Origin of the sequence: Nocardiopsis sinuspersici (assembly GCF_001998325.1) — a bacterium.
Taxonomy (GTDB): domain Bacteria; phylum Actinomycetota; class Actinomycetes; order Streptosporangiales; family Streptosporangiaceae; genus Nocardiopsis; species Nocardiopsis sinuspersici.
On sequence record NZ_MCOK01000001.1, the window covers coordinates 4,676,629 to 4,702,679 of the forward strand.

Annotated in this window: 17 protein-coding genes; 10 read left to right on the top strand and 7 right to left on the bottom strand. The window is 73.2% G+C overall.

From position 1 onward, the window contains the following. Positions 1–3: 3 nt before the first annotated feature. Positions 4–2,844, bottom strand: a complete 2,841-nt coding sequence (locus tag NOSIN_RS20230) for a glycoside hydrolase family 3 protein (RefSeq protein WP_077692260.1) — start codon at positions 2,842–2,844, stop codon at positions 4–6. 198 nt (positions 2,845–3,042) lie between these two features. On the opposite strand from NOSIN_RS20230, the gene NOSIN_RS20235 reads away from it, so the two are divergent. Genes NOSIN_RS20235 through NOSIN_RS20245 form a run of 3 tightly spaced genes read left to right on the top strand, consistent with a single transcriptional unit; the run spans position 3,043 to position 6,645 of the window. Next, positions 3,043–4,704 carry an extracellular solute-binding protein gene (locus NOSIN_RS20235; RefSeq protein WP_077692261.1) on the top strand — a complete coding sequence of 554 codons (1,662 nt, stop codon included), beginning with the start codon at positions 3,043–3,045 and terminating at the stop codon, positions 4,702–4,704. Continuing rightward, entirely contained in the window at positions 4,697–5,734 is a 1,038-nt protein-coding gene (locus NOSIN_RS20240) for an ABC transporter permease (protein WP_077692262.1), read from the top strand. Before NOSIN_RS20235 ends, NOSIN_RS20240 begins: the two co-directional genes overlap by 8 nt. After that, complete coding sequence (locus NOSIN_RS20245; protein ID WP_077692263.1) at positions 5,731–6,645, top strand: carbohydrate ABC transporter permease; 915 nt, start codon at positions 5,731–5,733, stop codon at positions 6,643–6,645. Before NOSIN_RS20240 ends, NOSIN_RS20245 begins: the two co-directional genes overlap by 4 nt. Before the next feature lie 164 nt (positions 6,646–6,809). On the opposite strand, the gene NOSIN_RS20250 is transcribed toward NOSIN_RS20245, so the two are convergent. Next, positions 6,810–7,280, bottom strand: a complete 471-nt coding sequence (locus NOSIN_RS20250) for a MarR family winged helix-turn-helix transcriptional regulator (RefSeq protein ID WP_077692264.1) — start codon at positions 7,278–7,280, stop codon at positions 6,810–6,812. 70 nt (positions 7,281–7,350) lie between these two features. Here NOSIN_RS20250 and NOSIN_RS20255 point away from each other — a divergent pair, with 70 nt between their 5' ends. Then, complete coding sequence (locus NOSIN_RS20255) at positions 7,351–8,622, top strand: Bcr/CflA family efflux MFS transporter (protein WP_077692265.1); 1,272 nt, start codon at positions 7,351–7,353, stop codon at positions 8,620–8,622. A gap of 45 nt (positions 8,623–8,667) precedes the next feature. On the opposite strand, the gene NOSIN_RS20260 is transcribed toward NOSIN_RS20255, so the two are convergent. Together NOSIN_RS20260 and NOSIN_RS20265 are read right to left on the bottom strand one after the other, a co-directional pair. Further along, on the bottom strand, positions 8,668–11,400 hold the full coding sequence (locus NOSIN_RS20260) for a cellulose binding domain-containing protein (protein WP_077692266.1): 2,733 nt from the start codon (positions 11,398–11,400) through the stop codon (positions 8,668–8,670). 143 nt (positions 11,401–11,543) lie between these two features. Then, entirely contained in the window at positions 11,544–13,877 is a 2,334-nt protein-coding gene (locus NOSIN_RS20265; RefSeq protein ID WP_077692267.1) for a glycosyl hydrolase family 95 catalytic domain-containing protein, read from the bottom strand. A gap of 83 nt (positions 13,878–13,960) precedes the next feature. Between NOSIN_RS20265 and NOSIN_RS20270 the strand changes: the two genes are divergently transcribed. From NOSIN_RS20270 to NOSIN_RS20280, 3 genes are all read left to right on the top strand, one after another. Beyond that, a complete protein-coding gene (locus NOSIN_RS20270) occupies positions 13,961–15,964 on the top strand; it encodes a beta-galactosidase (protein WP_077692268.1) in 2,004 nt (667 codons plus the stop codon). Positions 15,965–16,020: 56 nt separating this feature from the next. After that, positions 16,021–17,178 (top strand): xylose isomerase, encoded by a 1,158-nt coding sequence (xylA, locus tag NOSIN_RS20275; protein WP_077692269.1) that lies wholly within the window; start codon positions 16,021–16,023, stop codon positions 17,176–17,178. Positions 17,179–17,375: 197 nt separating this feature from the next. Continuing rightward, positions 17,376–17,948 (top strand): hemerythrin domain-containing protein, encoded by a 573-nt coding sequence (locus NOSIN_RS20280; RefSeq protein ID WP_171986614.1) that lies wholly within the window; start codon positions 17,376–17,378, stop codon positions 17,946–17,948. A gap of 166 nt (positions 17,949–18,114) precedes the next feature. Here NOSIN_RS20280 and NOSIN_RS20285 read toward each other — a convergent pair whose 3' ends face one another. Then, positions 18,115–19,299, bottom strand: coding sequence for a pyroglutamyl peptidase (locus NOSIN_RS20285; RefSeq protein ID WP_455430053.1), 1,185 nt, complete (start codon positions 19,297–19,299; stop codon positions 18,115–18,117). 454 nt (positions 19,300–19,753) lie between these two features. Continuing rightward, positions 19,754–20,737: a LacI family DNA-binding transcriptional regulator gene (locus NOSIN_RS20290; protein WP_077692271.1), complete on the bottom strand. Its 984-nt coding sequence runs from the start codon at positions 20,735–20,737 to the stop codon at positions 19,754–19,756. Positions 20,738–21,023: 286 nt separating this feature from the next. On the opposite strand from NOSIN_RS20290, the gene NOSIN_RS20295 reads away from it, so the two are divergent. From NOSIN_RS20295 to NOSIN_RS20305, 3 genes are all read left to right on the top strand, one after another. Continuing rightward, the gene (locus NOSIN_RS20295) at positions 21,024–21,431 is read left to right on the top strand and encodes a hypothetical protein (RefSeq protein ID WP_077692272.1); all 408 of its coding nucleotides are present in this window, start codon (positions 21,024–21,026) and stop codon (positions 21,429–21,431) included. Positions 21,432–21,453: 22 nt separating this feature from the next. Continuing rightward, positions 21,454–21,966 (top strand): hypothetical protein, encoded by a 513-nt coding sequence (locus NOSIN_RS20300; protein WP_077692273.1) that lies wholly within the window; start codon positions 21,454–21,456, stop codon positions 21,964–21,966. 382 nt (positions 21,967–22,348) lie between these two features. Further along, on the top strand, positions 22,349–23,344 hold the full coding sequence (locus NOSIN_RS20305) for a DUF3592 domain-containing protein (protein WP_143832966.1): 996 nt from the start codon (positions 22,349–22,351) through the stop codon (positions 23,342–23,344). Between the two features lie 20 nt (positions 23,345–23,364). Here the strand turns inward: NOSIN_RS20305 and NOSIN_RS20310 are convergent, their stop codons facing one another. Further along, entirely contained in the window at positions 23,365–25,854 is a 2,490-nt protein-coding gene (locus tag NOSIN_RS20310; RefSeq protein ID WP_077692275.1) for a PEP/pyruvate-binding domain-containing protein, read from the bottom strand. Between the last annotated feature and the right edge of the window lie 197 nt (positions 25,855–26,051).

Sequence of the window (26,051 nt, forward strand, 5' to 3'; positions counted from 1 at the left end):
CCGTCAGCCGCGGACGAACCCCAGGGTCGCGACGGCCGCGCCCGGACGGTCGAAGACCAGGTAGAGGTCGCGGATCCCCCGGGCGCCGGCGACGGCCGCGCCGACCTCGGTGAAGTCGTAGCCGTCGGAGCCCGCCGGGACGTCGACCTCGGCGACGGTCGGCCCCTCCTCGGGGTCGTCCAGGCGCAGCCGGAGCACGCAGGCGTGCTCGGCGTTCACCCGCAGGCGGCACCCGGTGGCCCCGTCGCCGAGGTCGACTCCGTGGAAGGCCGCCCACGCGCCCTTCCCGCGTGAGCGCACGGCGTCGCCCCGCTCCGGGGTGAGCGGGCACAGCGAGGTGTCCCGGGCGTCGTCGTAGCCCGCCGCCGACCACGGGGTGAGCGCGTCGCGGGGCGGGATGTCCTCGCCGGGCACGTCCAGGGCGGCGGTGGCGCGGATGTCGGTCGCCGAGCGCCCGACGAGCACCTCGCGCGGCGCCTCCTCCACCACGAAGCGGTCCCGGGTGGTGTCCCACAGGGCGAGCCGGTCCACGTCGAAGGACACCGTGGCCACGGCGCCGCTCCCCGGTTCCACGCGCACCCGGGCGAATCCGCGCAGCGCCCGCAGCGGGGTCCGCACCCGTGAGGCGAGCTGGCGGGTGTACACCTGCACCACCTCCTCGGCGGGCCGCGTCCCGGTGTTGGCGACCGTGACCGTGACGGTGACCCGTCCGTCCTCCACCCCGACCACCGGCTCCGCGTACTCGACCCGCGTGTAGCCGAGTCCGTGCCCGAACGGGTAGAGCGGCTCCCCCTCGAAGTACAGGTAGGTGCCGCGCGCGCCGATGATGTCGTAGTCGAGCATCCCGGGCAGGTCGTCGGCGGACCGGTACCAGGTCTGGGTGAGCCGTCCGGCGGGCTCGGCGTCGCCGAACAGCACGTCGGCGAGCGCGTGCCCGTACTCCTGGCCGCCGTGCGCCGACCACAGGATCGCCGGAACGTGTTCGTCGGCCCACGTGGTCCCGAACGGGTATCCGCTGCTGAGTACCAGGACGGTGGCCGGGTTGGCCCCGCGCACGGCGCGCAGCACACGCTCCTGGGCGGCGGGCAGGTCCAGGTCGGCCCGGTCCTCGGTCTCGCGCCCGTTGACCATGGGGTGGTCGCCCAGGACGACCACCGCCGCGTCGGCGGTGGCGGCCACCCGCGCGGCCTCGTCGGCGCCGCTGCCCAGGCCCCGGATCCGGAAGGGCACGGCGTGCTCCGCTCCCTCGGCCAGCACGAGGGTGGTGCCGTCGCCGCCGACTCGGACGTGGCGTCCTGTGTGGATCTGTACCAGCGCGAACCGCTCCGGCTCCGCCTCCTCCAGGCGGAAGGTCTGGCGCACCTCCCAGGTGCCGGGGCCGGGGGCGGTGCAGACCAGGGTGCCGTCCGGGCCCTCGTCCAGGTACGCGCCCGTCGCCGCCGAACGCAGCGCCAGGGCCCCGCCTCCCCAGTCCAGGAGGTCGAACGCGCTTCCCCCGGCGTCGTGGACCGTGCCCTCCAGCCGCAGCGGTTCCCCCTCTCCCGGTTCGACGACCACGCTCCGGCCGGACGAGCTCAGGTGTACGCGGTCGACCCCCTCGCAGAACACCGTCTCGACGCGTTCGGCGATCCCGGCCCGCGCGGTGACGGAGTAGGGCAGTGTGCCGCTGTACCAGTCCTCCAGCACGGTGTCGCCGAGCTGGCCGACGACGGCGACCCGGCGCACGCCGCGCAGCGGCAGCACCCCGTCCTCGCGCAGCAGCACGAGCGAGCGGGTGGCCGCCTCACGGGCCAGCGCCCGGTGCTCGGGGGTGTCGAGGGCTCCCCCGTCCACGGCGACCCCGGCCGATCCGTCACCGGCCAGCAGGTCCCCGCCTCCGGCCCCGAACCCGGGATCGAACTCGCCCAGCCGGAGGCGGACCGACAGCACGTGCCGAGCGGCGCGGTCGATGTCGGCCTCGGCGAGAAGTCCCCGCCGCAGCGCCTCGCGCACGTGCCCGAGTGTGGCCTCGGTGCGGTCGTCGTCCTGGGTGAAGCTGTCGAGGCCGGCCCGGACGGCGTGCGCGTAGGCGGTGGGCAGGTCGGGGTGGAAGCGCTGCGCCTCCGTGAGGTTGGCGGGGGCGTAGGCGTCGCTGACCACCAGGATGTGGTCGGGGGCGGCCCGGCGCAGCACGTCCTCGATCAGCGGGCTCAGGTGCGCGGGACGTCCGTTGACCAGGTTGTAGGAGGGCATGACGGCCACGGCCGCCCCGTCGGCCAGGGCGGGCAGGAAGGCCTCCAGCTCGTACTCGCGCAGGACGCGCGGCGGCAGGTCGCTGGAGGTGGTGCAGCGGTCCTCCTCGTTGTTGTAGGCGAGGAAGTGCTTGAGGGTGGGCGCGGTGCGCAGGCGCGGTCCCTCCCCCGCCAGTCCGCGGGCGTGGGCGGCGGCCAGGAGGCCGGTCAGCCAGGCGTCCTCGGAGTAGCCCTCCTCGTTGCGGCCCCACCGGGGGTCGCGCAGCGGGTTGACCACGGGCGCCCAGACGTTGCGCCCGGCGCCCGCGTCCAGCCGGGCGAGCACCTCGTCGGCGGTGGCCCGGCCGACGCGGCGGACCAGGTCCGGGTCCCAGGTGCTGGCCAGGCCGACGGCCTGCGGGTAGACGGTGGCCGGTCCGAGCCAGGCCAGGCCGTGCAGGGCCTCGGTCCCGGTGCGGAAGGAGCCGATGCCGAGGCGTTCGACGGGGGCCTGGTGCTGGTGGAGCAGGCCGATCTTCTCCTCGGTGGTGAGGCGTCCGAGCAGGTCGTCCAGACGGTGTTCGTCCGGCAGGTCGGGGTTCCGGTAGGGCGGTACCGGTGTCTGACTGGTCATGGGGGGTGTCCGCCTCTCGCGCACAGGGAGTATTGCTCTCGGAAATCGAACCGCTTCGACTTCGATACCGGAGGGCCTTGTGTGCTACTTCACAGTGGAGTAATTTGTTTGCCTAAACGGCCAACTAATTCATAGCAAAATGGCCCTTCGTTTCCTACCCCCCTGGGCTGCGGCCTGGCCTACCGAAGGAACGACGCTATGCCTTCCCACCCCCTGCGCCCGGCGATACGCCGGCGCCGCTTCCTCGGCCTGGTGGGTGCCTCCACCACCGCCGCGCTCACCGCGGGCGCCCTCTCCGGCTGCGGGTCGGGGTCGGGCGGCGGCGGTGGCGGGTCCGCCTCCGACGCCGGCTCGCTGGACGACCTGATCCCCACCCACATCCCGTTCGAGGGGGTCACCCCCGACATCAAGGGGCGGCACGGCGCTCCGGACGGGTTCACCGCCTACCCCGAGAATTTCGTCCGGGCCATGCCCGAGGCCCCCGGCAGGGGCGGGCACTACACGGCGATGACCCCCCTGTGGGGTCCGATCCCGCCCGGCCTGGGCGCCAACTCCTTCTTCGACTACGTCAACGGGCGCCTCGGCGCCACGGTCGAGTTCAACTTCCAGGACGGCAACACGGTCATCGACAAGATGAACGCGGTGATCGCCGGACGCGACGTCGCCGACATCACGATGATCCCCGACTGGACCATCAACCTGATCCCGCAGTTCAACCGGGCCGTCGGCGAGCTCTTCGAGGACCTGACCCCCCACCTGGCCGGTGACGCGGCTCGGGCCTACCCCCTGCTCGCCAACCTGGACAGCGACGCCTGGCGGTGGAACGTCTTCAACCAGCGGCTCCACGGCGTGCCCTGGCCCTCCGAGCCCTTCGGCAACTGGGTCCTGTACCGGCGCGACCTCATGGAGGAGTACGGCATCGAGCCGCCCTCCAGCCCCGACGACCTCTTCGCGATCGGCGAGGAGGTCAACGACCCCGACAACAACCGCTGGGCGTTCGGCGACTTCAACCTCAGCATGCGCCAGGTCTTCGGCGCGCCCAAGCAGTGGCGCTACGAGGGCGGCGAGCTCGTCCACATGTTCGAGACCGACGAGTGGAGGGCCAGCGTCGAGTACATGCGCAAGGTGTTCGACGCCGGGCTGGTCCACCCAGACATCGTCGCCCAGGGCGACAACGCCAAGGAACTGCTCAACTCCGGGCAGATCGTCTTCAACCAGGACGGCATCGGCGCCTGGCACGAGGCCTACATGCAGATGCTCGGCGACAACCCCGACTTCCGCCTGGACCTGATGCCGGTCTTCGGCAACGGCGGCGGCGACCCCGTCATGCACCGCAGCGACCCCTCCGGCCAGTCCGTGTTCGTGCGCAAGGGCATGGAGCCGGAGCAGGTCGAGGAGATCCTCGGCATCCTCGACTTCTGCGCCGCGCCGTTCGGGACGCGGGAGTACATGGACTACCGCTACGGCGAGGAGGGCGTCCACCACGAGCTCAACGACGACGGCGCCCCGCAGCTCACCGACACGGGCAACGCGGAGGTCAACGACGGCTACTACTTCCTGAGCGGGCGTCCCCCGGCGGTCACCGAGAGCCAGTACCCGGACTTCGTCCAGTGGAAGTGCGACTGGTACAACCACGCGGCGCAGTTCACCGAGGAGGACCCGTTCGCGGGCATCCGCATCCAGCGCCCCGAGCGCTTCTCCGCGGCCGAGACCCCCATGACCGACAGGGTGGAGGACATCATCCGGGGCCGCGAGGGCCTCGGGGCACTGGACGAGGCCGTCGCGAACTGGCGCCGCGACGGCGGCGACGAGGGCCGGGAGTTCTACATGAAGGTCCTCCAGGAGCACGGACGTGACTGAGCGGACCGTGACCACGAGCGAGGCACCGCCCCCGTCCTCCGCGCCCCGCCGGCGCGGCGGCCGGGGGCGGCCCCCGGCCGTCCCCGACCACCGGGGCGGGCACGCCTCGGTGCGCGCCAGGCCCTCGTTGTCGGCCAGGCTGCGCCGCGACTGGCAACTGCTGCTGATGACGCTCCCGGCGATCGGGCTGCTGGCGGTGTTCCACTACACGCCGACCCTCGGCAACGTCATCGCCTTCCAGGAGTACAACCCCTGGGACGGCGTGCTGGGCAGCCCGTGGGTGGGACTGACCCAGTTCGAGCGGCTGTTCACCGACCCCCGCTTCTGGAGCGCGGTCGGCAACACCCTGATGATCGCCGCCGTCCAACTGGTGTTCTTCTTCCCCATCCCCATCGCCCTGGCCATCCTGCTGGACAGCGTCCTCTCCCCGAGGCTGCGGCTGGTGCTCCAGAGCGTCGTGTACATGCCGCACTTCTTCTCCTGGGTCCTGGTCGTCACCCTGTTCCAGCAGATCCTGGGCGGTGCCGGGCTGTTCTCGCAGATGCTCCGGCAGAACGGGTACGCGCCGCTGGAGATCATGACCGACCCGGACGCGTTCCTGTTCGTGGTCACCTCCCAGATGATCTGGAAGGACGCCGGGTGGGGGACGATCATCTTCCTCGCGGCGCTGGCGGCCGTGAACCAGAACCTCTACGAGTCCGCCGCCGTGGACGGCGCCGGGCGGTGGCGGCGCATGTGGCACATCACCCTGCCGGGTCTGCGGCCGGTGATCATCCTGCTGCTCATCCTCAAGCTCGGTGACATCCTCAACGTCGGCTTCGAGCAGTTCTACCTACAGCGGGACGCGTTCGGCTCGAACGTGTCGGAGGTCCTGGACACCTTCATCTACCACCAGACCCTGGTGACGGGGAACTTCAGCGCGGGAGCGGTCGCGGGCCTGGTCAAGGGCGTGGTCGGACTGGTCCTCATCCTGCTGGCCAACAAGCTGGCCCACAAGATGGGCGAACACGGAATCTACCGACGAGCATGAGCACACTGTTCAAGGACCGCCCCGTCTGGGCGGAGCGCCCGAGCCTTCCCGCGAGTGCGGCGAAGAGCACCACACTGGCCGCCATCGCGGTCGTCATCGTCTTCCCCCTCTACGTCGTGATCCTGACCAGCCTGTCCCCCGCGGCGGCGGTGAACAGCGCGGGCGGCCTGGTGCTGGTCCCGCAGGGGATCTCCTTCCAGGCCTACGCCGACCTGTTCAGCGGAGGCGTGGTGACCCGGGCCGTCCTGGTCAGCCTGGGGGTCACCGCGGTGGGAACCCTGGTCAGCCTGGTCGCGACCGTCCTGGCCGCGTACGGGCTGTCCCAACCGGGATCGCTGTGGCACCGGCCGCTGCTGTTCGCGGTGCTGCTGACCTTCCTGTTCGCCCCCGGGATGATCCCGCTGTACCTGCTGGTCAGCGACCTCGGGATGATCGACAGCTACTGGTCGCTGATCCTGCCGACGGCGGTGAACGCGTTCAACCTGGTGGTGATGCGGGCGTTCTTCATGAACCTGCCCCAGGAGATCGGCGACAGCGCCCGCGTGGACGGGGCGAGCGAGTGGACCATCCTGACCCGGCTGGTCCTGCCCATGTCCAAGGGCGTCACCGCGGTGGTCGGCCTGTTCTACGCGGTGGGCTACTGGAACGCCTTCTTCAACGCCATCCTCTACATCAACGACAACTCCAAGTGGCCGCTGCAACTGGTGCTGCGCCAGTACGTGCAGCAGGGCCAGCAGCTCAGTTCGAGCTCGGTGATCGGCGACGCGGTGCAGGGAGGAACCGCGTCGGCGCCCAACCTGGCCATCCAGATGGCCATCGTGGTGGTGGCGCTGGTGCCGGTCACGTTCATCTACCCGCTGGTGCAGAAGCACTTCACCAAGGGCGTCATCATCGGTGCCGTGAAGGGCTGACCGCCCGCTCCGAGGGCACGGAACCGCCCTCCCGAACGCGGGCCGGGAGGGCGGTTCCCTGCGCGTGGCCCCAGGGCGCCCGGGGAGCGGACCGGCCGCGGATCCTGTCCGCAGAGGTCCCCGCGGTCTCCGACGGTGACCGCCCGGGCCGCGGGCCCGACCGTTCAGAACGGGTCCGGCCGGGGATCGGCACCGTTCGAGCGCAGTGCGCGCGCGAGGTCGTCGATCAGGTCCGCGGCGTCCGCGATCCGGTCCCGCCGCCTTCCCCCGGCCACGGCCGCCAGCCGCCGCGACCACATCACGCCCAGGCGGCGGATGTTCTCGTCCGCCCGGTCCGTGAGGTGGAGCCGGCCCACGCGGGCGTCCTCGGGGTCGGCCTCGCGGCGGACCAGGCCCTCGTTCTGGAGTACGCGCAGCGCCGCGCTCAGATTGCTGCGCTGGAGGCCGAGTGCCTCGGCGACGGCCGCGGGCCGAGCCCCGGGGTGGCCGTCCAGGTAGCGCAGCACCGTCACCTGCGTGCCGGTGAGCGGGGCGATGCCGGAGTCGTCGCCGCGTCTGAGCTCCCGCGCCAGGTCCTGGACGGCGTGGGCGAGGTCGGCCAGCAGCTCGTCGTGATCGTCGTCATGTGGTGTCACCCGTCCAGTGTAACTATGATGCGATAATAGTTATCTTTAAATAACCATTAGGACGGGGCGACCACCCACCATGCACGACACCGCACGGCGCCACCCCCGCGAGGCGCCACCCGACACCGGCGGCACCGGCCGGATCGGCACCGGCCTGCTCCTGGTCCTGGGCCTGCTCTCGGCCGTGGCCCCGCTGGCCATGGACCTGTACCTGCCCGCCTTCCCCGCCATGACGGAGGACCTGTCCGCGAGTTCCACCGCGATCCAGGCGACCCTGACCGCCTTCCTCGTCGGACTGACCGCCGGGCACCTGGTCTTCGGCCCGCTGTCGGACCGCTTCGGGCGGCGGTGGCCGCTCATCGCGGGCGCGGTGCTGTGCGTGGTGGCGGGCGCGGTGGCGGCCCTCGCCCCGACCGCCGGAGTGCTGGTCGCGGCCCGGCTGGTCCAGGGACTGGGCGGCGCCGCCGGGATGGTGATCGGCCGTGCGATCGTCTCCGACCTCGCGCGGGGGAAGGCCGCCGCACGCGCCTTCAGCCTCATGATGATCGTGCTCGGCGTGGCCCCGGTCGTGGGGCCCGTGCTCGGCGGGCTCCTGCTGGGGCCGCTGGGTTGGCGGGGGCTGCTGGGCATCGTGCTCGCCCTCTCCGTGGCGATGCTGGCCGCGGTGCTCCTGGCCGTACCCGAATCCCGCCCGGCGGCGGCGCGGTCGAAGGCACGGGAGCGGTCGGCGGAGCCCGGCCGGTCGGCGACGCGGCACTCGGCGCCCTCCGGGCTGGGTTCCCGCGCCTTCCTGGCGTACGCGCTCACCTTCGGCTTCGCGTTCGCGGTGATGATGTCCTACATCTCGGCCTCACCGTTCGTGTACCAGGCCATGATGGGATTGGACGCGGCGACGTACGGCGCGGCGTTCGGGGCCAACGCCCTGGCTCTGTCGGCCGTGAGCGCCCTGTCGGCCCGCCTGGCGGCCACCCGCTCGGTGCGCGGCCTACTGGGCGCCGGACTGGTGCTGTCCATGGCCGGCTGTGTCGGCACCGGACTGCTCGTCGCCACCGGAGCACCCGTCGGGTGGCTGGCGCTGTCCATGCTCGTGTCGGTGGCGAGCATCGGCCTGGTCATGGGCAACGCCACGGCGCTGGCCATGGCGGCCGTCCCCCGCGCGGGCGGCAGTGCGTCGGCGCTGATGGGCGCCCTCCAGTTCGGCCTGGCCGCCGCCGTCACCCCGCTGGTGGGTCTGGGCGGAGAGCACACCGCCGCCCCGATGGCCGTGGTCATGCTGGCCGCGGGCGCCCTCGCGATCGGCGCGTTCCTCCTGGCGGCGCGGCCGTCCGAGGGCGCACGCGGACGTGGCTGAGGGCCGGGAACCGCGTGGTTCCCGGCCCTCTCCCGCGTCAGGGCGTCAGTCGCAGGCCTGACCGTTCAGGGTGATCCCGGTCGGGTCCGCGGGCTCGCCGTCGACGGTGCCGTTGAAGCCGATCCGCACCGAGTCGCCGGGGGCGATCCGGGCGTTCCACCCGGAGTCGGTGACCCGCACGGACGCGCCGTCCTGCGTGTGGGAGCCGTTCCAGAGGCTGGTGATCTCCTCACCGGCCGTGAACTCCCAGCCGACCTCCCAGCCGTCCAGGTCCTCCGTGCCGGTGTTGGTGACCGTCACCCCGGCCTGGAACCCTCCGGTCCACGTGTTGCCGACGCCGTACTCGACTCCGCACCCGCCGGGCTCGGGGTCCGGGGAGGGCGAGGGGTCGGGTTCCCCGCCCGGGTCCTCCGTCGGGTCCGGTGACGGATCGGGGTCGACCTCACCGCCGCCGTCCGCCAGGTCGCCGTAGATGATGCCGCGCCCGTTGGTGCCGACGTAGACACGGCCGTAGACGTTCGGGTCGCCGGTGACGACCGCTCCCGTCCAGCCCCACTGGTGCTGGTCGTCGTTGATCCGCACCCAGCTCCGGCCCGCGTCGTCGGAGCGGAAGATCCCGCGAACGCCGTCGATCCTCGAACTGGTGTAGACCGCCGGGTAGTCGGCGCCCGGCGCGGGCGCGCCGAAGCCGACCGCGTCGCCCTCGTCCACGGCCCCGATCTGCTCGAAGGTGGTCCCTGCGTCCGTGGACCGCCACATGCCGTAGTGGTCGCCGGCGCCTCCGGCGACCCACACGTCACCGGTGTGGCCGGGCACCGCGCCGAAGCGGATGTCGCCCTCGGCCGGAAGCCCGTCGAAGCGCGCCGTGAAGGTGGCCCCGCCGTCGGTGCTGGTGTAGAACGTGCCGCCGGAGACGGCGTAGAACACGTCCGGGTCCACCCGGTCGGCCTGTACGCGCGCACCCGCCGGCACGCCGGTGGAGGCGGTCCAGGAGGAGCCCGCGGTGGTGGAGACGTGGACGCCGGTGCCGTCGGGGCTCCACACGACGGCCGAGCCGTCGGCGTTCACCGCGACCGTTCCGCCGCCGGTCACCCCGGCGGGCTCCTGTCCGGCCCACCAGCTGTCACCGCCGTCGGTGGACAGGCCGATGGCGGCCTCCTCGTCGCTGCCGCCGACCCTCGCGATGGTCGCCGGCTTGAGCTCGGCGAAGTCCAGGCTGGTCCCGTTGCCCCAGTAGGGCTGCTGGTACATCCGGTCGGGGGCGGTGTCCAGGTCCTGGTGGGTGAAGCCCCCGACGTCGAGCAGAGCCGAGTGCAGGGGAGCGCCCTCGGGCGGGCTGATCAGGTCGTTGACGGCCGTCTCCTCCAGCCCCTGCACCTTGACCTCGATGTCGAAGGTGGTGTCGGAATCCCAGTTGGTGAGGTTGTCGCTGCCGTAGATGGTGGCGCCCGTGCCGTACATGAAGCGGTCGGAGTCGAACGGGTCGATCGCCATCGCCTGGGTCATCCAGCCGAGCTTGGGCTGGGTCTCCGGAGGTGTTCCGCCGCCGCCGAAGTCCAGCCAGGGCGCGGCGGAGATGTCCATCTCGTAGCGCTTGGCGCGCTCGGGGTAGGAGCTGTACTCCCACGCCTGGGTCCAGGTCTCGCCGCGGTCGGTGCTGCGGTAGATCTGGATGTCGGGCCACCACGAGATCTGGGTGGCGACCATCAGGGTGTCCGGGTCCTGCCGGTCGATGGTCAGGCCGCCGTAGCCGAAGTAGTTGTCCTCGGAACCGGAGGGGACGGGACTGACGTTGGTCCACTCCCCCGTCGCCAGGTCCATGCGCCACACGTCGCCGGAGTCGCCGTCGTAGGGGCCGGGGGTGCTGGTGGTGGCCATGTAGAGCTGGCCGCCCTCGTGGTCCACGACCGAGTGCGCGGGCAGGTGGCCGGTGGGCGCGCCCGGCACGGGCTCCCAGCTCCGACCGCCGTCCTGGCTGCGGTAGACCGGGTTCTCCAGGTCGGCGACGCCCACGTAGACGTCCTGCGTGACCGAGCCGTCCCCGCCGCTGCGGGGGTCGAAGTCCACCCAGGTCACACCGGTGATGTCGGACATCATGCCCGTCTCGTCACTCGAGTCCTGGACGTAGTCGCCGGGGTTGGGGAAGGCCTCCACCTCGGCCCAGGTGGCGCCGTGGTCGGTGCTGCGCCACAGGCCGTGGCCGCCGCGCGCGCCGAAGTAGACGACGCTGTTGTCATTGGGGTCGACGGCCAGGCGCTCGCCGAGGCCGCGGCCGGGCATGTTGCCGCCGAGCTTGAAGGGCAGCTCGGTGGCCTCCCAGGTCTCGCCCCGGTCGTCGGAGCGCAGGATGGCTCCGTTGGAGGGGTCCCAGTCGTTGGTGTAGGTGCCCACGGCCGCGTACACGCGGTCGGGGTCGACGGGGTCGGTGGCGATGCTGACGACGCCCGTGTAGCCCCAGTCGTCCCAGCCGACCCAGTCCAGCAGAGGGATCCAGCGTTGGGCGCCGGGATCCCAGCGGTAGGCGCCGCCGATGTCGGTGCGGGCGTAGGCGAGGCCGGGCTCGGTCTCGCTGAAGACGATGCCGGGGACGAAGCCGCCGCCGTTGATCCGGACGTTGTCCCACTCGTAGGCGCTCTGCGCGGTCGACGGCTCGGCGGGGGCGGCTCCGGCCGCGGTGGTGAGGGCGACGGTGGACGCGGCCAGTGCGGTGGCCGCGGCGAGGGCGAGCGCGGGCAGTCCGCGCCTTCGCCCGGGGGGCCGTTCTCGTTCGGAGGACATGTGCGGGTTCCTTGGGGAATCGGGGGGGTATGCCCGCCCCGGGAAATCCGGTTCCCGGGGCGGACACGAATTCACCATTATTCTGAGTAGCCGGGCGACAACGCGGCAAGGGGTGTTGTGCGAGAAATTTCGAAGCGCTTCGACTACTGAACGGTAACCAGTCGGAACCGCAGGGAAACCGTTCGGTCCGGCACCAGGGACACCCGTCGCCGGGTCCCGTCGGGGAGGCCGACCAGCGTCCGGCGGGGCTCCACCGACCTCAGCCGCGCCGACGCCCGGCCCTCGGACCACTCCAGGTGTTCCACGACGACCCCGCCGCGCGCCCGCAGTCCCTCCACCCGCCCGGAGGGCCACTCCCGGGGCAGGGCGGGCAGCAGGTCCAGGCGCCCCTCGCCGGATCCGGCCAGCATCGCCGCCACGACCGCCGGGAACCCGCCGCCGATGTCCACGTTGAACAGGCTGCCCCGGTTGTGGGTGGGCACCAGGGTGGGCCGCCAGTAGCGGGTGGCCAGCAGCGCCAGGGTCTCGTGCGCCTCGGCGGCCAGGCCGAGGCGGGCCGCCGCCAGGCCCAGCTGGACCAGGCCGAAGGCCATCTCGTCGGACTCCTGGCCGCGCCACCAGTCCAGGCGGGCGCGCACGGCGGCGACGGCCGCGGCGCGCAGCCGGGGCGAGGCGAACGCGGGGTCGGACTCGTACCAGAGCGGCCAGAGGTGGGAGGCGTGCCGGTGGCCGTGCCGCTCGGTCTGCCCGACCGGTCCGGCCGGACCCGCCCACTCGGCGAGTTCGCCGTTCCCGGCGATCCGGTAGCCGGGCAGCCGCGCCCCCAGCCGGGTCCAGCGACGGGCGCCGGGCTCGCCCAGGACGTGGTGCGCCCGCACCAGGTTGCGGACCAGGTCGCGCACGACGGCCACGTCCATGGTGGCGTTGACGGCGGCCTGCCCGTCGCCGTCGCCCGGGGTGTTCTCGGGCGAGTAGGAGGGGGAGAAGCCCTCGTCGGTGAGGAAGTCCTCGTGGAACTCGGCGGCGGCGGTGAGGAAGGGCAGGGCTCGCTCGCGCAGGAACGCGCGGTCGCGGGTGTACGAGTAGTGGTCCCAGTAGAGGCGGGACATCCACGCCGCGCCGGCGGTCCAGCAGGTCAGGCACCACTCGGGGCCGAAGTGGTTGTGCCGCCCGGAGGTGGAGGCGTGCGGGGGCAGCAGGGCGCCCCGGCAGCCGTAGAGCCGCCGGGCGTTCTCGGCGAGGTCCCCGGCCATGCCGTCGAGCAGGTCGAACAGGCCGGCCATCAGCTCGGGCGTGCCGGTGGCGTGCAGCGCCGCGACGGCGGAGGGCAGGTTGCCGTCGAAGGTGTACCCCGACCGCCACGGGGGATCGTAGGTGCCGCTCCACACCCCCTGGAGGGTGGGCGGCAGGTCGCCGCAACTGGAGACGATCGCGTACCGTCCGGCGTCGACCAGCCGGGTGACCAGGCCGGGGGTGGGTCCGGCCGCCAGGAGGTCCTCGCCCGGGGCGTCGTGGGCGGGCTGCCCGGGGCCGCCGTCCAGCTCCAGCCGGAACCGGGACATGAGTGCGCCGTGCACCGCCCGGTGGCGGTCGAGCATCCCGTCGAAGGCGGTGCCGGGGGTCCCTCCGCAGGGCGCCTCCGGGGCCTGGCCGCCCGCGGACACCGGGGCACCGGGACCGGGGCCGGTGCCGGGGCCGGGGCCGGGGCCGGGGCCGGTGGAGGGCGCCCCCGGCTCCGGGGCCTCCACCCGTACGCGGGCCACGAGCCGGAGCCTCCCGACCCCCCGGAGCTCCAGTCCGGCGCCGTCGGCCCGGACCGACCCTCCCTCCGCGCTGACGGCGCAGGTCACCGTGTATCCGGGCAGGGTGCCGGATGGCCGTTCGGGGAAGCCGACCCGCAGGGTGAGCAGGCCGGGGGCGGCCCCGGAGTCCACCGCGAGCGGGACCGGCGGACGCTCCTCCAGCGGGGTGAGCCGCAGCCGCCCGTCCAGGCCGGCCGGAGAGGCGATCTCGGCGACCACCGCGTCGTCGGCCCGTGAGGCGAAGACCCGGTGCGCGGTCCCGTCCGGCAGTTCCTCGGTGACCAGCCCCGAGTCCAGGTCGCAGGTGCGCGTGACCGGCCCTCCTCGCGGGTCGAACGGCGTGTAGGAGAGCACGGCGGCCCCCACGAGCGGGTCGATCCACCGCGTGCCGGCGTAGCCCGGGTGCTCCTCCGCGGCCGCCGCCACGATCCGCTCGGCCACGGCCCGGGATCGGCCCCGGCGCAGGAGTTCCCTCAGTTCGGGCAGGAGGCGCGCGGTCGCGGGGGCGGGCAGCGACTCGGCGACGGGGAGGAAGAGCCTCTCGTGGCCGAGGGTGAGGCGGATCCCGCCGGCCGTCGAGTGCGCGAGCGCTCCCTGGCGCCCGTTGCCGGTGACCAGCGCGTCCTCCCAGTCCCCGACGGGGTGGCGGGTGCGGACCTGTCGTGCTTCGGGCATGTGTACTCCTCGCGTGGGGGGTGTCGCCGAAAGGGTTTTCGCCCTACTTTGTTGGCGCACACATCAAACTAGAAGGAGTCTCCATGCCCTCTCCGCTCTGGTTCGGCGGCGACTACAACCCCGAGCAGTGGCCGGAGGATGTCCAGGCGGAGGACGTGGAGCTGATGCGCCGCGCCGGGGTCAACCTCGTGACGGTCGGCGTCTTCTCCTGGTCCCTCCTCGAACCGGGGGAGGGCGAGTACCGGTTCGGCTGGCTGGACCGGGTGATGGACCGCCTGGACGAGAACGGGGTCGGGGTCGCGCTGGCCACCCCGACCGCCTCTCCCCCGCCGTGGTTCGGCCTCGCCCACCCCGACGCGATGCCGGTGACCGCCGACGGCACCCGGCTCACCCACGGCAGCCGCGACACCTACGACGTGTGCGCCCCGGCCTACAGGGAGGCCTCCGTGCGTGTCGCCCGGGCCCTGGCCGAGCGGTACGCCTCCCACCCGGCGCTGCGGATGTGGCACGTGCACAACGAGTACGGGACGTGGTCCCACTCCGAGCACACCGCCCGGGCCTTCCGCGACTGGCTGCGCGGGCGCCACGGCGACCTGGACCGGCTCAACGCGGCGTGGACGACGGCGTTCTGGAGCCAGCACTACTCGGAGTGGGAACAGGTCCAGCCGCCGCGCGCCACCCAGTACCTGCCTAACCCGGCGCACGTGCTGGACTTTCGCCGGTTCCTGTCCGACGCGATGCTCGACCACTTCTTGTCCCAGCGCGACGTGCTGCGCGCCGTGCGCCCGGACACGCCGGTCACGACCAACCTCGCGTTCGGCGACTGGGTCCCGGTGGACCCGTGGCGGTGGGCCGAGCACGTGGACCTGGTCGCCGTGGACGACTACCCGGACCGCACGGGTGCGGGCGGGGCCGAGCAGACCGCCTTCTCGGCCGACCTGGCGCGCTCGTGGGCGGAGCGGGTGCCCGGCCCGGGGCGGCCGTGGGTGCTGATGGAGCAGGCGGCCGGGGTGACCTACACCGGCGAGGTCACCCGTCCCAAGGCCCCCGGCGAGACCGTGCGGCACAGCCTGGCGCACGTGGCCCGGGGTTCGCGGGGGGCGATGTTCTTCCAGTGGCGGGCCTCGCGGGGCGGCGCCGAGCAGTGGCACTCGGGGATGGTGCCGCACGCCGGGCCGGACTCGCGGATCTTCCGCGAGGTGTGCGAACTGGGGAGCCTGCTGCCCCGGGTGGCGGAGGTGCGCGACGCCGACGTGGTCGCCGACGCGGCCCTCACCTGGGACCCGGAGTGCTGGTGGGCGCTGGGCAGCCCGTCGCTGCCCTCGCGGGGCGTGGACTACCTGGAGTCGGTGCGCCAGGCGCACCGGGTCCTGTGGCGGTCGGGACGCACGGTGGACATGGTGCGCCCCGACCGGGACCTGCCCCGGGTGCCGCTGCTGGTGGTACCCGCGCTGTACCTGCTGTCGGACGGGGCGGCCGAGCGGCTGGCCCGCTACACCGAGGACGGCGGGACCCTGGTGGTGACCTTCCTGAGCGGGGTCGCCGACCCGGACGGGACCGTGCGCACCGGCGGCTACCCGGGCGCGCTGCGCGACCTGCTGGGGGTGCGGGTGGAGGAGGTGTACCCGCTGCCGTCCGGCGAGTCGGTGGGCATGGACCTGGGGTCGGTGCGGGAGGAGGTGACCCTGTGGAGCGAGCACGTCCACCTGGCGGGGGCCGAGGCGGTGGCGCACTACGCGGGCGGACCGCTGGACGGACTCCCGGCGGCGACCCGGCGGCGCCACGGCGCGGGCGAGGCCTGGTACCTGTCGGCGCGGCTGACGGACCGCGGACTGGCCCGGCTGCTGGCGGAGGCGGCGGGGACGGGCCCCTTCCCCGAGCCGGGGCTGGACGTGGTGCGGCGCGTGGACCGGGACGGGGCGTGGGTGTTCGTCACGAACCACGACAACCGGCCGCGGCGCATCGATCCGGCCCGGTTCGGACTGGACTCGGGGGCACGTGACCTGGTGTCGGGTGCCTCCGCGGAGGGGATGGCCCTGCCCGGAGGCGGGGTCGCGGTTCTGCGCGGCCACCCCGTTGACAATTAGTTGGGGAACTAGACAAACTAATGCGGAGTCCCGCGCCTACCTCAGGAGACACGATCATGAACGACTACCAGCCCGTACCCGCGGACAGGTTCACCTTCGGCCTGTGGACCGTGGGATGGCGCGGGGTGAACACGTTCGGCGAGCCCGTGCGGCCCCCGCTCGACGGGGCCGACGCGGTGCGCCGCCTGGCCGGGCTCGGCGCGTCCGGCGTCACCTTCCACGACGACGACCTCATCCCGCCCGGCAGCTCCGACACCGACCGCGAGGCCATCCTCAAGCGGTTCCGCGCGGCCCTGGAGGAGACCGGCCTCACGGTGCCGATGGCGACCACCAACCTGTTCTCGCACCCGGTGTTCCGCGACGGCGGGTTCACCTCCAACAGCCGCGACGTGCGCCGCTACGCCATCCGCAAGGTCATCCGCAACATCGACCTGGCGGTGTCGCTGGGCGCGAAGACGTACGTGTGCTGGGGCGGCATGGACGGCGCCGAGACGGAGGCGGGCAAGAACGACGCCGCCGCCCTGGACCGGCTGCGCGAGGCCTTCGACATCCTGTGCAACTACGTGCGCGAGCAGGGCTACGACCTGCGGTTCGCCATCGAGCCCAAGCCCAACGAGCCGCGCGGCGACATCCTGCTGCCCACGGTCGGGCACGCCCTGGCCTTCATCAACGAGCTGGAGCACCCCGAGATGGTCGGGGTCAACCCGGAGGTCGGCCACGAGCAGATGGCCGGGCTGAACTTCGCGCACGGCGTCGCCCAGGCGCTGTGGGCGGGCAAGCTCTACCACATCGACCTCAACGGGCAGCGCGGGATCAAGTACGACCAGGACCTGCGCTTCGGCGCGGGTGACGTCAAGGAGGCGTTCTTCCTGGTCGACCTGCTGGAGAGCGCGGGCTACGACGGCCCCCGCCACTTCGACTTCAAGACCCCGCGGTCCGAGGACATGAGCGGTGTGTGGGAGTCGGCCGCGGCCTGCATGCGCAACTACCTCATCCTGAAGGAGAAGGCCAGGGCCTTCCGCGCCGACCCCGAGGTGGCGGAGGCGCTCGCCGCGTCGCGCGTGCCCGAGCTGTCCGAGTCCACGCTGGGCCGGGGCGAGTCCCTGTCCGCCCTGCTGTCCGAGGAGATCGACCTGGCCGAGGTGGGCGAGCGCGGCTACCACTTCGAGCGCCTGGACCAGCTCGCCATGGAGCACCTCTTCGGCGTGCGCTGACACCGGGATCCACCACCCCGGGCGGGGCCGGCCGACGGGCGGCCCCGCCGTGTCCCCCGGCCTCGCGGGGCCGGGGGACACGGGCCAGGCCAAGTCCGGGTCAAGGAGGCGGGGTATGGGGCGGGTGCGACGTCTGAACACCGGGCCCGTGGGTAGTGGCGGTGATCGCCAGTGCCACTACCGACGCGGAGGCGAACATGGCCGACGACGCCATCACTCTGATCACCCAGGACCACCGCAGGATGGAGGAGCTGTTCGACCGGCTCCAGTCCGAGCCCGACCAGCGGCCGCGGCTGCTGGACGAGATCGACGCCATGCTCACCGCGCACAGCCGCGCCGAGGAGGACGAGGTCTACCCGGCCACGGCCGAGGCCTCCGGTGAGAAGTCGCAGGTGCAGCACAGCACGGAGGAGCACCACGAGGCCGAGGAGCTGCTGCGGCGCCTGAAGGACTGCGACCCGAACAGCGAGGAGTTCGACGACCGGTGCCGGGAGTTCGTCGACGCGGTCAAGCACCACGTCGACGAGGAGGAGAGCGAGGTCCTGCCCGCCCTCAGGCGCGCCGTGAGCGAGCAGCGCGTACAGGAGCTGGGCAGGGCCTTCTCCGAACGGCGCGAGCAGGAGCTGCGGAGCTTCAACAGGCCCGAGCCGGGTCAGATCCCCAAGCAGCGGGAGCTCTACGAGGAGGCCGAGCGGCTCGACATCAAGAACCGCTCCAAGATGGACAAGGACGAGCTCGCCGAGGCCGTGCAGAAGGCCCGGCAGCACTGACTCCCTCCGGGCGCCGGACGTGGAACGGCCCCGCCGGGCCGCTGCCCGGCGGGGCCGTCGCGTGTGCCGGGCCGGTGCGGCGGTCGCCTCACGGCACGGTGCGCGACCGGCTCCCGCCCGCGCGCTCCCGCGTCCCCGGGGACGCTGGGACACGGGAGGGCACGGGTCACGGACGGGCGGCGACGGCCTCCAGGACGATGGCCCGGACCTGGTCGACGATGTCCGCGCGGTCGCGTTCGAAGGCCTCGTCGGTGACGACCTCCTCGTCGGCCGTACCGAACCGCGGGACCGGCGTGTGCACGTGCCCCGCGGGGATGTCGCGGCCGGTGGCGTCGCGCAGCAGGGTGTTGCGGTAGGCGATCTCGTTGGACAGGTAGTCACCGCCGCTGCCGGACACGGCCGTCGAGCCGGCGGTCGGACCGTCCTCCCGGTCCACCCTCTCGCTCTCCCCCTCGGGCACCTCGACGACCCCGGTGCTGTCGCGCACGGGGAAGCGGCCGGTCTCGGCGGCGGCGATCGCGCCCCGGTCCAGGGTGGACTCGCTCCACTGCGGCTGCGGGTCCACCGTGGGCACACCCTCCGGAACCGGGATCATCCCCTCGGCCCTGTCCCCCACGTTGTCGGGGGAGCCGCCCCGCCAGGCCCCGTTGTAGGCCTCCAGGTCGAAACCGCCGCCGCCCTGGCTGACGGTGACGACCGCGTCGGCCGGCCGCCCACCCGTGTAGTGGGGCAGCAGCACCCTCTCGACCATGCCGTCGGTGAAATCGCTCCAGCGCACGGGGAACACCGCCGCCTCGATGGCGACGGGGCCCGACTCGGTCCGGACCGTGGTGCCGTCGAGCGCGAGCGCGGCGGCGCCGGACGGGTTGCCGTCCCGGTCCCCGCCGAACGGGTCGAACCCCGTGACCACCACCCGCAGGGCGTCGGGGTCCTCGGGGAAGTCCATCTCGCCGTGCCCGCGTGAGAGCCCCTCCAGATCGGACACGAGTGCGGCCCGCTCGGCGTCCTCCAGCGGGAACGACGGCTCCCACTCGCGCAGCGCCGAGACCATGCCGAGCCGCGCCCAGTACAGAGGGCGGTCGTCCCCGGCGCCCAGGTCACCGGAGACGCGCCCCTCGCCCTGGGCCCGGTCCACCGCGGCGCGCCACAGGCCCGCGCCGTGCCGCTCGACGGCGGCGCGGGCGGCGCCCGGGTCACCGGCTCCGCGCAGGTCGTCGGCCAGATCGGACGCCGCGGTGTCGAAACCGGAGCGCCGCAGGATCTCCTGGGGAACGTCTCCGGCGACCCTCTCCTCCTCGGCGGTGCTCCCGCCGGCGGCCGAACACGCCGAGAGCGCGAGCACCCCGGTGATGAGTCCGGCCCCGGCCAGGCGCCCCGTGAGTCCTCGGTTTCTGGTGGGTGTGCCCACAGCGGGTTCTCTTCCGTCGTTGGAAACGGGGGGTGCGGCCGGGTCCGGGCACGGGCCCTGGTCGGCCTCCGCGCCCGCCATCGGGGGTCTTCGGGTGCCGGACGTGGAACGGCCCCGCCGGGCTGCTGCCCGGCGGGGCCGTCACGTGTGCTGGACCGATGCGGCGGTCGCCTCACGGCGCGGTGCACAACACGGCTCCTGCCACCCTTGCGGGCGCGGTATTCCGTGAAGGCTATGTGTGGAGCCCGGGGGACACTTGCTACCGCACCGTCCAGCACCCCGTACAACGGGAGGGGCGGGGCCGGTATTCCGCGACGGCGGAATCGTTTCCGTGTTCTCCCGCCGAGGTCGCCGGAGCGCCCGCCCAGGCGGACGGGGACCGGTCCGGGAACCGGCGTCAGACCGGGGAGGCGGTGCTCTCCCGGGAGGTCAGCCTCGGTTCCAGCAGGGTGACCCCCGGGTGCGCGGGGCCGTCGATCTTGTCCATGAGCAGGCCGACCGCCCTGGCCCCGACCTCCTCGGCGGGCAGGTCCACCGAGGTCAGCGGCGGCCCCCCGGAGGGGACGGGGCCGATGGCGACCACGGACAGCCCGGGGGGAGTACGGCCGTACTCGGTGAAGGCGTCGAGCAGCGGGCCGACCGAGGGCTCGTTGTGCACGATGAGGCCGGTGAGGCCGGGCCGCTCGCGCAGCAGCTCCTCCGCCACGCCTTGCGCGGTGTCGGGTGAACAGGGGCGCAGGGTGGCGCGGACGCCGCGCTCGGCGGCGGCGAGTTCGAATCCGGTGACGGTGCGCTCGGCGAACCCGGTGCGCCGCTCGTAGACCGAGGGCGGCTGGCCGACGAAGGCGATTTCGGTGTGGCCGAGGTCGGCGAGGTGGTGCACGCAGGCCGCGCCCGCGGCGGCGAAGTCCAGGTCCACACAGGTCAGGCCCTCGGTGTCCTCGGGAACGCCGATGAGGACCGAGGGCAGGTCCAGCTCGCGCAGGACGGGCACGCGCGCGTCGTCGGCCTCCACGTCCATGACGATGACACCGTCCACCATGGCGCCTCCGGCGACCCTGCGCAGGCCGTCGGGCCCCTCGCCCTGGGTGAGCAGGAGGACGTCGTGGTCGTGCGCGCGGGCGGCGGTGACGACGGAGACGGCGAAGCGCATGGCGACGGGGACGTGCACGTCCTCGCGCAGCGGGATGACCAGGGCGATCACGTTGGTGCGGCGGCTGGCCAGGGAGCGCGCGCCCGCGTGCGGCTGGTAGCCGAGGGCCTCGATGCTCTCGCGCACCCGGCGCCTGGTGGACTCGGAGATGGACCGCTTGCCGCTGAGGACGTAGGAGACCGTGCTCGGCGACACACCGGCGTGCCGGGCCACATCGGAGATCCGCACCGTGCCGTCCCGTCCGTCGTCGAACCGATTCGAAGAGATGTTACGCACCACACCACACTGGCGCAACGCCGCGGGCGCCGCCAGGGGATACGGGACCGCGTGGTGTGGTGCCCCGCGGCGGCGCCGTGAGGGGGCGCGGCGGTGACGTCCGCCGGCCGTGGTCCGCCGGCCACAAACGGACGCGGCCGCCACGAGGAGCCCTCCGCTCGCCAGGGTCTGACCTGCGAAGCGTTCGACCATCGTGCGGTGGCCCCCCCGCCGACGGCCCCCGACGAAGAGGACTCCCGTGCTCCCCCACACCCTGCCCCACATGATCGGGCCGGTCCTGTCCGCGCTCCTGGGAGCCGCCGGACTGGCCTGCTGCTTCGCCGCTCCGAGGGGACGCCGTGCTCTCACCGGCGTCGGGGGCGGGCTCGTCCTGTTCGCCTCGGCGGTCCGGCTGGTCCTCGTGCTCCTGTACCAGCCGACCGAGTCCCTGCTCTCCGGCCTCTTCGGCGGCAGGACCGCGGGCATGGCCGTCGACGGCCTGGACTACTTCGCCCACTCGCTGTTCGCCACCGGGCTGCTCCTACTCGTCCTCGGCGCCACCCGCCGTCCTCCGCGCGTACGCGCTCCCCGGCCCGCGCACGTCCCGGCGGGGCCGTACCCGCCCGGTCCGGCCGCGCCCCGCCCGCACGGTCCCGTACAGCGCTGATCCCCCACACCCGGAGCCAACCATGGTCTCTCTCGTCCTGAACCTGCTGTTCTACTCCCTGCCCCTCCTCGTCTGCGGCGTGGTGGCGCTACTGCGGGCGGCGGGCTCCCCCAGCGGCCGGGGCCTGGTCTTCGCCGGGGGCGGCCTGCTGGTTCTCGCCGCCCTCGTCACGGGAGGCTGGGAGGTGTGGACGTGGTCCCGGTTCTCGGGTCCGCACAGCTCCTTCTCGTGGCGGATGGCGATGCCCCCGCCGCTCCTCCCGTCCACGACCATGGCCTACGGCGCCGGTCGCGCCCTCCTGCTGACGGCCGCGCTCGCCCTCCTGCTGTTCGGGGTGCTCAGCGCCCGACGGCACCAGCGGGCCGCTCCCGCCGCCGACCCCGGCCACCAGCAGCCGACGGGTCCCGGCCACCCATCGCGACCGGGCCGGCCCCACGACGGCTTCCGGCCGCAGGCCCCCGCTCCCGGACGCCCGCCCGCATCTCCGCCCGGGTCCGGACCACCGAGAGGCCAAGGGCCCCGTATCGACGGCTAGCCCTGTTGCGGCGGGTCGGCCGGAACACCGGCACGACCGCCGACCAACACGGAGGCAGGGCCAGCGAGCCTGTCACCAGGTACTCCACGGCCCGGACCACCGTCTCGTCCATGGGTCCGCGTGGGGGCGGCACCGATCCGTATCCACCGATTGCGTTAGCGTGGTCCGCGCATTCCGGGATGGGCGACCGCACATACGGCCGGCACGGACTCTCCATACCCCTTCGCCGGAATCACGGGGGAGTCTTCAGAGAACAGTGACACGCAAACGCAAGAAGCACCATCTGCGGCACCGTCCAGACGCCTGGGGGACCAGACCGGCCAAGCGAGGCAAACGCCGTCCCCGGAGCTGGGACTTCGAGCTCATCCGGATCCTGGCCTGGATGGGGGCCTCTTCAGCCATGGCACTGGCGCTGCTCGGGGTGATCGGCGGGGTGGCCCTCAACGCCCTGGTCCACCCGCTGGTCACGGACGCGGCCTTCGCCCAGGGCGGCCGAGTCGCCGAAGCCGAGGTCACCGGTGTGGTGGAGGGCGAGGCCCAGGTCGCTTTCACCGTCGACGGCGAACAGGTGGAGACCGTCGCCGCCGGAGCCTACGATCCCCACCACGATCCCCGTGAGGTGGAGATCCGGTATCTGCCGGAGTCCCCCCATGAGGCGGTTCTGGCGGACCACAGCGCCTCGTGGGGACCGGCGCTGCTCTCCGTGCTCACACTGGCCGCACTGATGTCCTGGCTGTTGGCCCACACCTGGTACGGGGGTGGAACCCCGCCCGCCGTCAGGGCCCGCCTGCGCAGGCGGGCCCCGGCCCTGCCGACCGCTCGGTGGTCGGTCCCGGCCGTGCTGTGCCTCTGCGTCGGCACTCTTCTCTGCGCATGGCCGTACCTGGACGCCACCCCCGCGGAGATGGTGCGCCTCGATCCCTCGTTCACCTGGTTCACCATGGGAACGGCCGTGCTCCTGGTCGCCGTGCCGCTGGCCTGGCGAGCGACCGCACGCCACGCGGCCCTCAACCGTGCGGCCCTCCCCTCCCGTCCGCACTCTCCGGCAAGGAAGGTAGGGGTGAAGGCGGCCGTGGTCCTGGTGTGCCTGTTGATCCTTGCGGTGCCCGGGCACCTGCTCGCGAAGCGTCTACGGAACGATGCGGCCCTGTCGTCCGGCCCGACGGTTCGGGGAACCGTGGAAGCGGTCGACAAGAGCAGCAGAAGGGGTTGCTGGTTCTCTGTAAGGGTCTCCTACCAGGTGGAGGACCTTCCCTACGAACGCACGCTCGACATCGGCTGCTCCGACCAGAGGAGCCACACCGCCGGCGACACGGTCCTTCTGGAGACGAGCTCCACCGATCCCGCCCTGGTGAGGATCGCGGACCGCTCCAGGTAGCCCTCGCACCAGCCGTGGCCCTACGGCGCCCGCGTCTCCTCGGGGTCCCGCGGGTCCTCCTCCGCCTCCAGGCGGATCGTTCCCGCGCCGCCGTCGATGGTGATCATCTGGCCGTCGCGCAGCAGCTCGGTCACGCCGGGCACGCAGATCACGGCGGGGATGCCGTACTCCCGGGCGACCGTGGGCCCGTGCGCCATGGTCGATCCCGTCTCCACCACCAGCCCTCCGGCGGTCATGAACAGGGGCGTCCACCCCGGGTCCGTGGTCTGCGCGACCAGGATCTCCCCCGGCTCCAGCGAGGCCCCAGCCGGATCGTGGACCACCCTGGCCCTGCCGGTCGCGGTCCCCGACGAGGCGGGCACGCCGACGAGCTCCCCGTCCGTCCCCGCCGGGAGGGCAGGCAGCGCGGTCTCCACGTCGGTGCCGTCGGACAGCAGGAGCGGGGGCACCCGGCGGCGGCGCCGCTCGCGCAGGTACTCGGCTCTGCGCTCGGCGACCAGCGCGCGCTGGTCGGTTCCGCCCACCAGTGCGCGTGCCTCCGCGAGCGTGAGGAACATGATGTCGTCGGGGAGGCCGATGCGCCCCTCCCCGGCCATCTGCTCCCCGACCAGGAGGAGCTGGCGTCGCGTCTCGGCGATCGAGTACAGCCAGGCGAACTTGGGGTACTCCCGCAGCCCCGCCAGGGCTCGTGCCCGCCCGAAGAAGAAGTCCGCCAGGCGCGCGCGGACCGGCCGGGTGGCGAGCGCCCTCCGGACCAGTACGCCTCTCACGCGCTCGGCCTCGGCGGCGGCCCGGGCGAACCTCCGGTCGGGCGCCTGGTCGGGATCGGTCACCCGCAGGTAGTTGGCGATCACCGCGAACAGGGGCGCGGGGTCCTCCGACCAGCGGGGCACGCCGGCGTCGATCTCGGCGGCGCCGCGGTGCCCGTACCTCTCCAGGAAGCCGCCGAGGCCGATGTCGGGGAGCGTCCCCGCGCGGTAGCGGTCCGCCAGCTCCTCCGGCGGGGTGCCCTGGAGCACTTCCCGGTGCTCGCGCGCCCCGACCGCCAGCCGCCACAGCGCGAGGTCCATCTCCGTGGTGACGTTGTGCGGCATCCCGCCGAGGACGGCGGCGACCTCGCCCGGTTCCGCGATCCCCCGGAGCAGCAGTTCGGGTGCCCTGGCGGAGAGGAGGCCGACGTACAGGGGGCCCATCATCCGGGTCAGGCCCTCCGTCAGCGCGTGGCTCTGGACGGCCGTCGCGTACTCCAGCCGGTCCCGGGCCGTGACCACGCGCTCAGGGGCGCGGGAGGCCTGCTGACGCATCGACTCGCCCGCACGCAGCATGCGGCGCCTGGCGTCGTCGGGATCGGCGAGCGCGGCCATGCCCTGGGCGACGAGGCCCCTGGTGAGCGGCAGGACCCGCACGGCGACCCCGGCCACCCGGCGCGGGTCGATCCGCCCGCCGGAACGCGGGGCGAAGCGGGGGTCCTCCAGGAGGTGGCGGACGGCCGCCGAGGCCCGGGGACCGTAGAGGGTCATGGCGTCCGGCAGGGAGTCCCGGATCCAGCGGTTGCGCAGGAAGGGGGTCAGGTCGAGGTAGAACCTGCCTCCCACGGCGACCGCCATGCCGCCCTCTCCGTCGGGGTCGACGTCGGCGCCCACGGAGTCGAACCACGCGGCGGCGACGGCCTTGAGCGCGGACATGCCCATCGGGGTGAAGGGGCGGAGCATGCCCTGCATGTGCCCGCCCTCGAAGTAGGCGCGGGGCCCGTCGTCGTGCCGGGGAGGCAGGGGGAAGAGGGTGGTGATCGCGCGGGACTGGAGGATCCACGGGGTTCCGTCGCGGTCGAGGGCCCACTCGACGTCCTGCGGCGATCCGAAGTACGTCCCGAGCCGGTCCCCCGCCGCGTGCAGCGCCTCCACCTCCCCCGGGGACAGGCACCCCTCGTCCGGGCCCTCGACCGCCCCGTCCGCGGCCACGACGTAGTGGTCGGGCCGGACCGTGCCGTCGACCACGGCGGCGCCGAGGCCGGGCACGGCGTCCACGACGGTCTCCCCCCGGGTGCCGGTGACCGGGTTGGCGGTGAACAGCACGCCCGCGGCCCGGGGCTCGACCATGCGCTGCACGACGACGGCCATGTGCGCCGCGTCGTCGTCGATGCCCCGGTCGCGCCGGTAGGCGACGGCCCGGTCGGTCCACAGGGAGTCCCAGCACCGCCGGACGGCCGTGAGGAGGTCGTCGACGCCCTCGACGTCGAGGTAGGTGTCCTGCTGGCCCGCGAAGGAGGCGTCCGGCAGGTCCTCGGCGGTGGCGCTGGACCGCACGGCCACCCGGCCCCCGCCGAGGGCCTCGTAGGCGGCGGTCACCTCGTCGGTCGGCAGGGTCCCGGAGCGGTGGGCCTCGGTGGTCACGCAAAAACCCGGTGGGACGCGTTCCCCGGCGGCGATCACCCCGCCCAGCCCGACGGCCTTGCCGCCGACCAGGTCGATCATGCCCTCAGTGATCCGGTCCAGTTCCACCACGAGCACGGCGTCACCTCCGAGTGTCCTGCCGTCCCCCCATACTCCCCGCCGGAGCGACGGTTTTCCACGAGAAAGGGCGCGCTGTGGAAAACTCCTGTGCCGGATCCGCCGTCCTAAGGCGCACAGGCGGACGGCGGGTCACCGCGTCGACACGGAAGAACCGCCCGTCGTCGGAGCCTGGCCCGCGCACCCCCCACGAAAGG

What these genes read in the sequence shown, in the direction of transcription:
- NOSIN_RS20230 (WP_077692260.1), bottom strand. Translation starts at nt 2,844, where the DNA reads ATGACCAGTCAGACACCGGTACCGCCCTACCGGAACCCCGACCTGCCG.
- NOSIN_RS20235 (WP_077692261.1), top strand. Translation starts at nt 3,043, where the DNA reads ATGCCTTCCCACCCCCTGCGCCCGGCGATACGCCGGCGCCGCTTCCTC.
- NOSIN_RS20245 (WP_077692263.1), top strand. Translation starts at nt 5,731, where the DNA reads ATGAGCACACTGTTCAAGGACCGCCCCGTCTGGGCGGAGCGCCCGAGC.
- NOSIN_RS20255 (WP_077692265.1), top strand. Translation starts at nt 7,351, where the DNA reads ATGCACGACACCGCACGGCGCCACCCCCGCGAGGCGCCACCCGACACC.
- NOSIN_RS20260 (WP_077692266.1), bottom strand. Translation starts at nt 11,400, where the DNA reads ATGTCCTCCGAACGAGAACGGCCCCCCGGGCGAAGGCGCGGACTGCCC.
- NOSIN_RS20265 (WP_077692267.1), bottom strand. Translation starts at nt 13,877, where the DNA reads ATGCCCGAAGCACGACAGGTCCGCACCCGCCACCCCGTCGGGGACTGG.
- NOSIN_RS20270 (WP_077692268.1), top strand. Translation starts at nt 13,961, where the DNA reads ATGCCCTCTCCGCTCTGGTTCGGCGGCGACTACAACCCCGAGCAGTGG.
- xylA (WP_077692269.1), top strand. Translation starts at nt 16,021, where the DNA reads ATGAACGACTACCAGCCCGTACCCGCGGACAGGTTCACCTTCGGCCTG.
- NOSIN_RS20280 (WP_171986614.1), top strand. Translation starts at nt 17,376, where the DNA reads ATGGCCGACGACGCCATCACTCTGATCACCCAGGACCACCGCAGGATG.
- NOSIN_RS20300 (WP_077692273.1), top strand. Translation starts at nt 21,454, where the DNA reads ATGGTCTCTCTCGTCCTGAACCTGCTGTTCTACTCCCTGCCCCTCCTC.
- NOSIN_RS20305 (WP_143832966.1), top strand. Translation starts at nt 22,349, where the DNA reads ATGGGGGCCTCTTCAGCCATGGCACTGGCGCTGCTCGGGGTGATCGGC.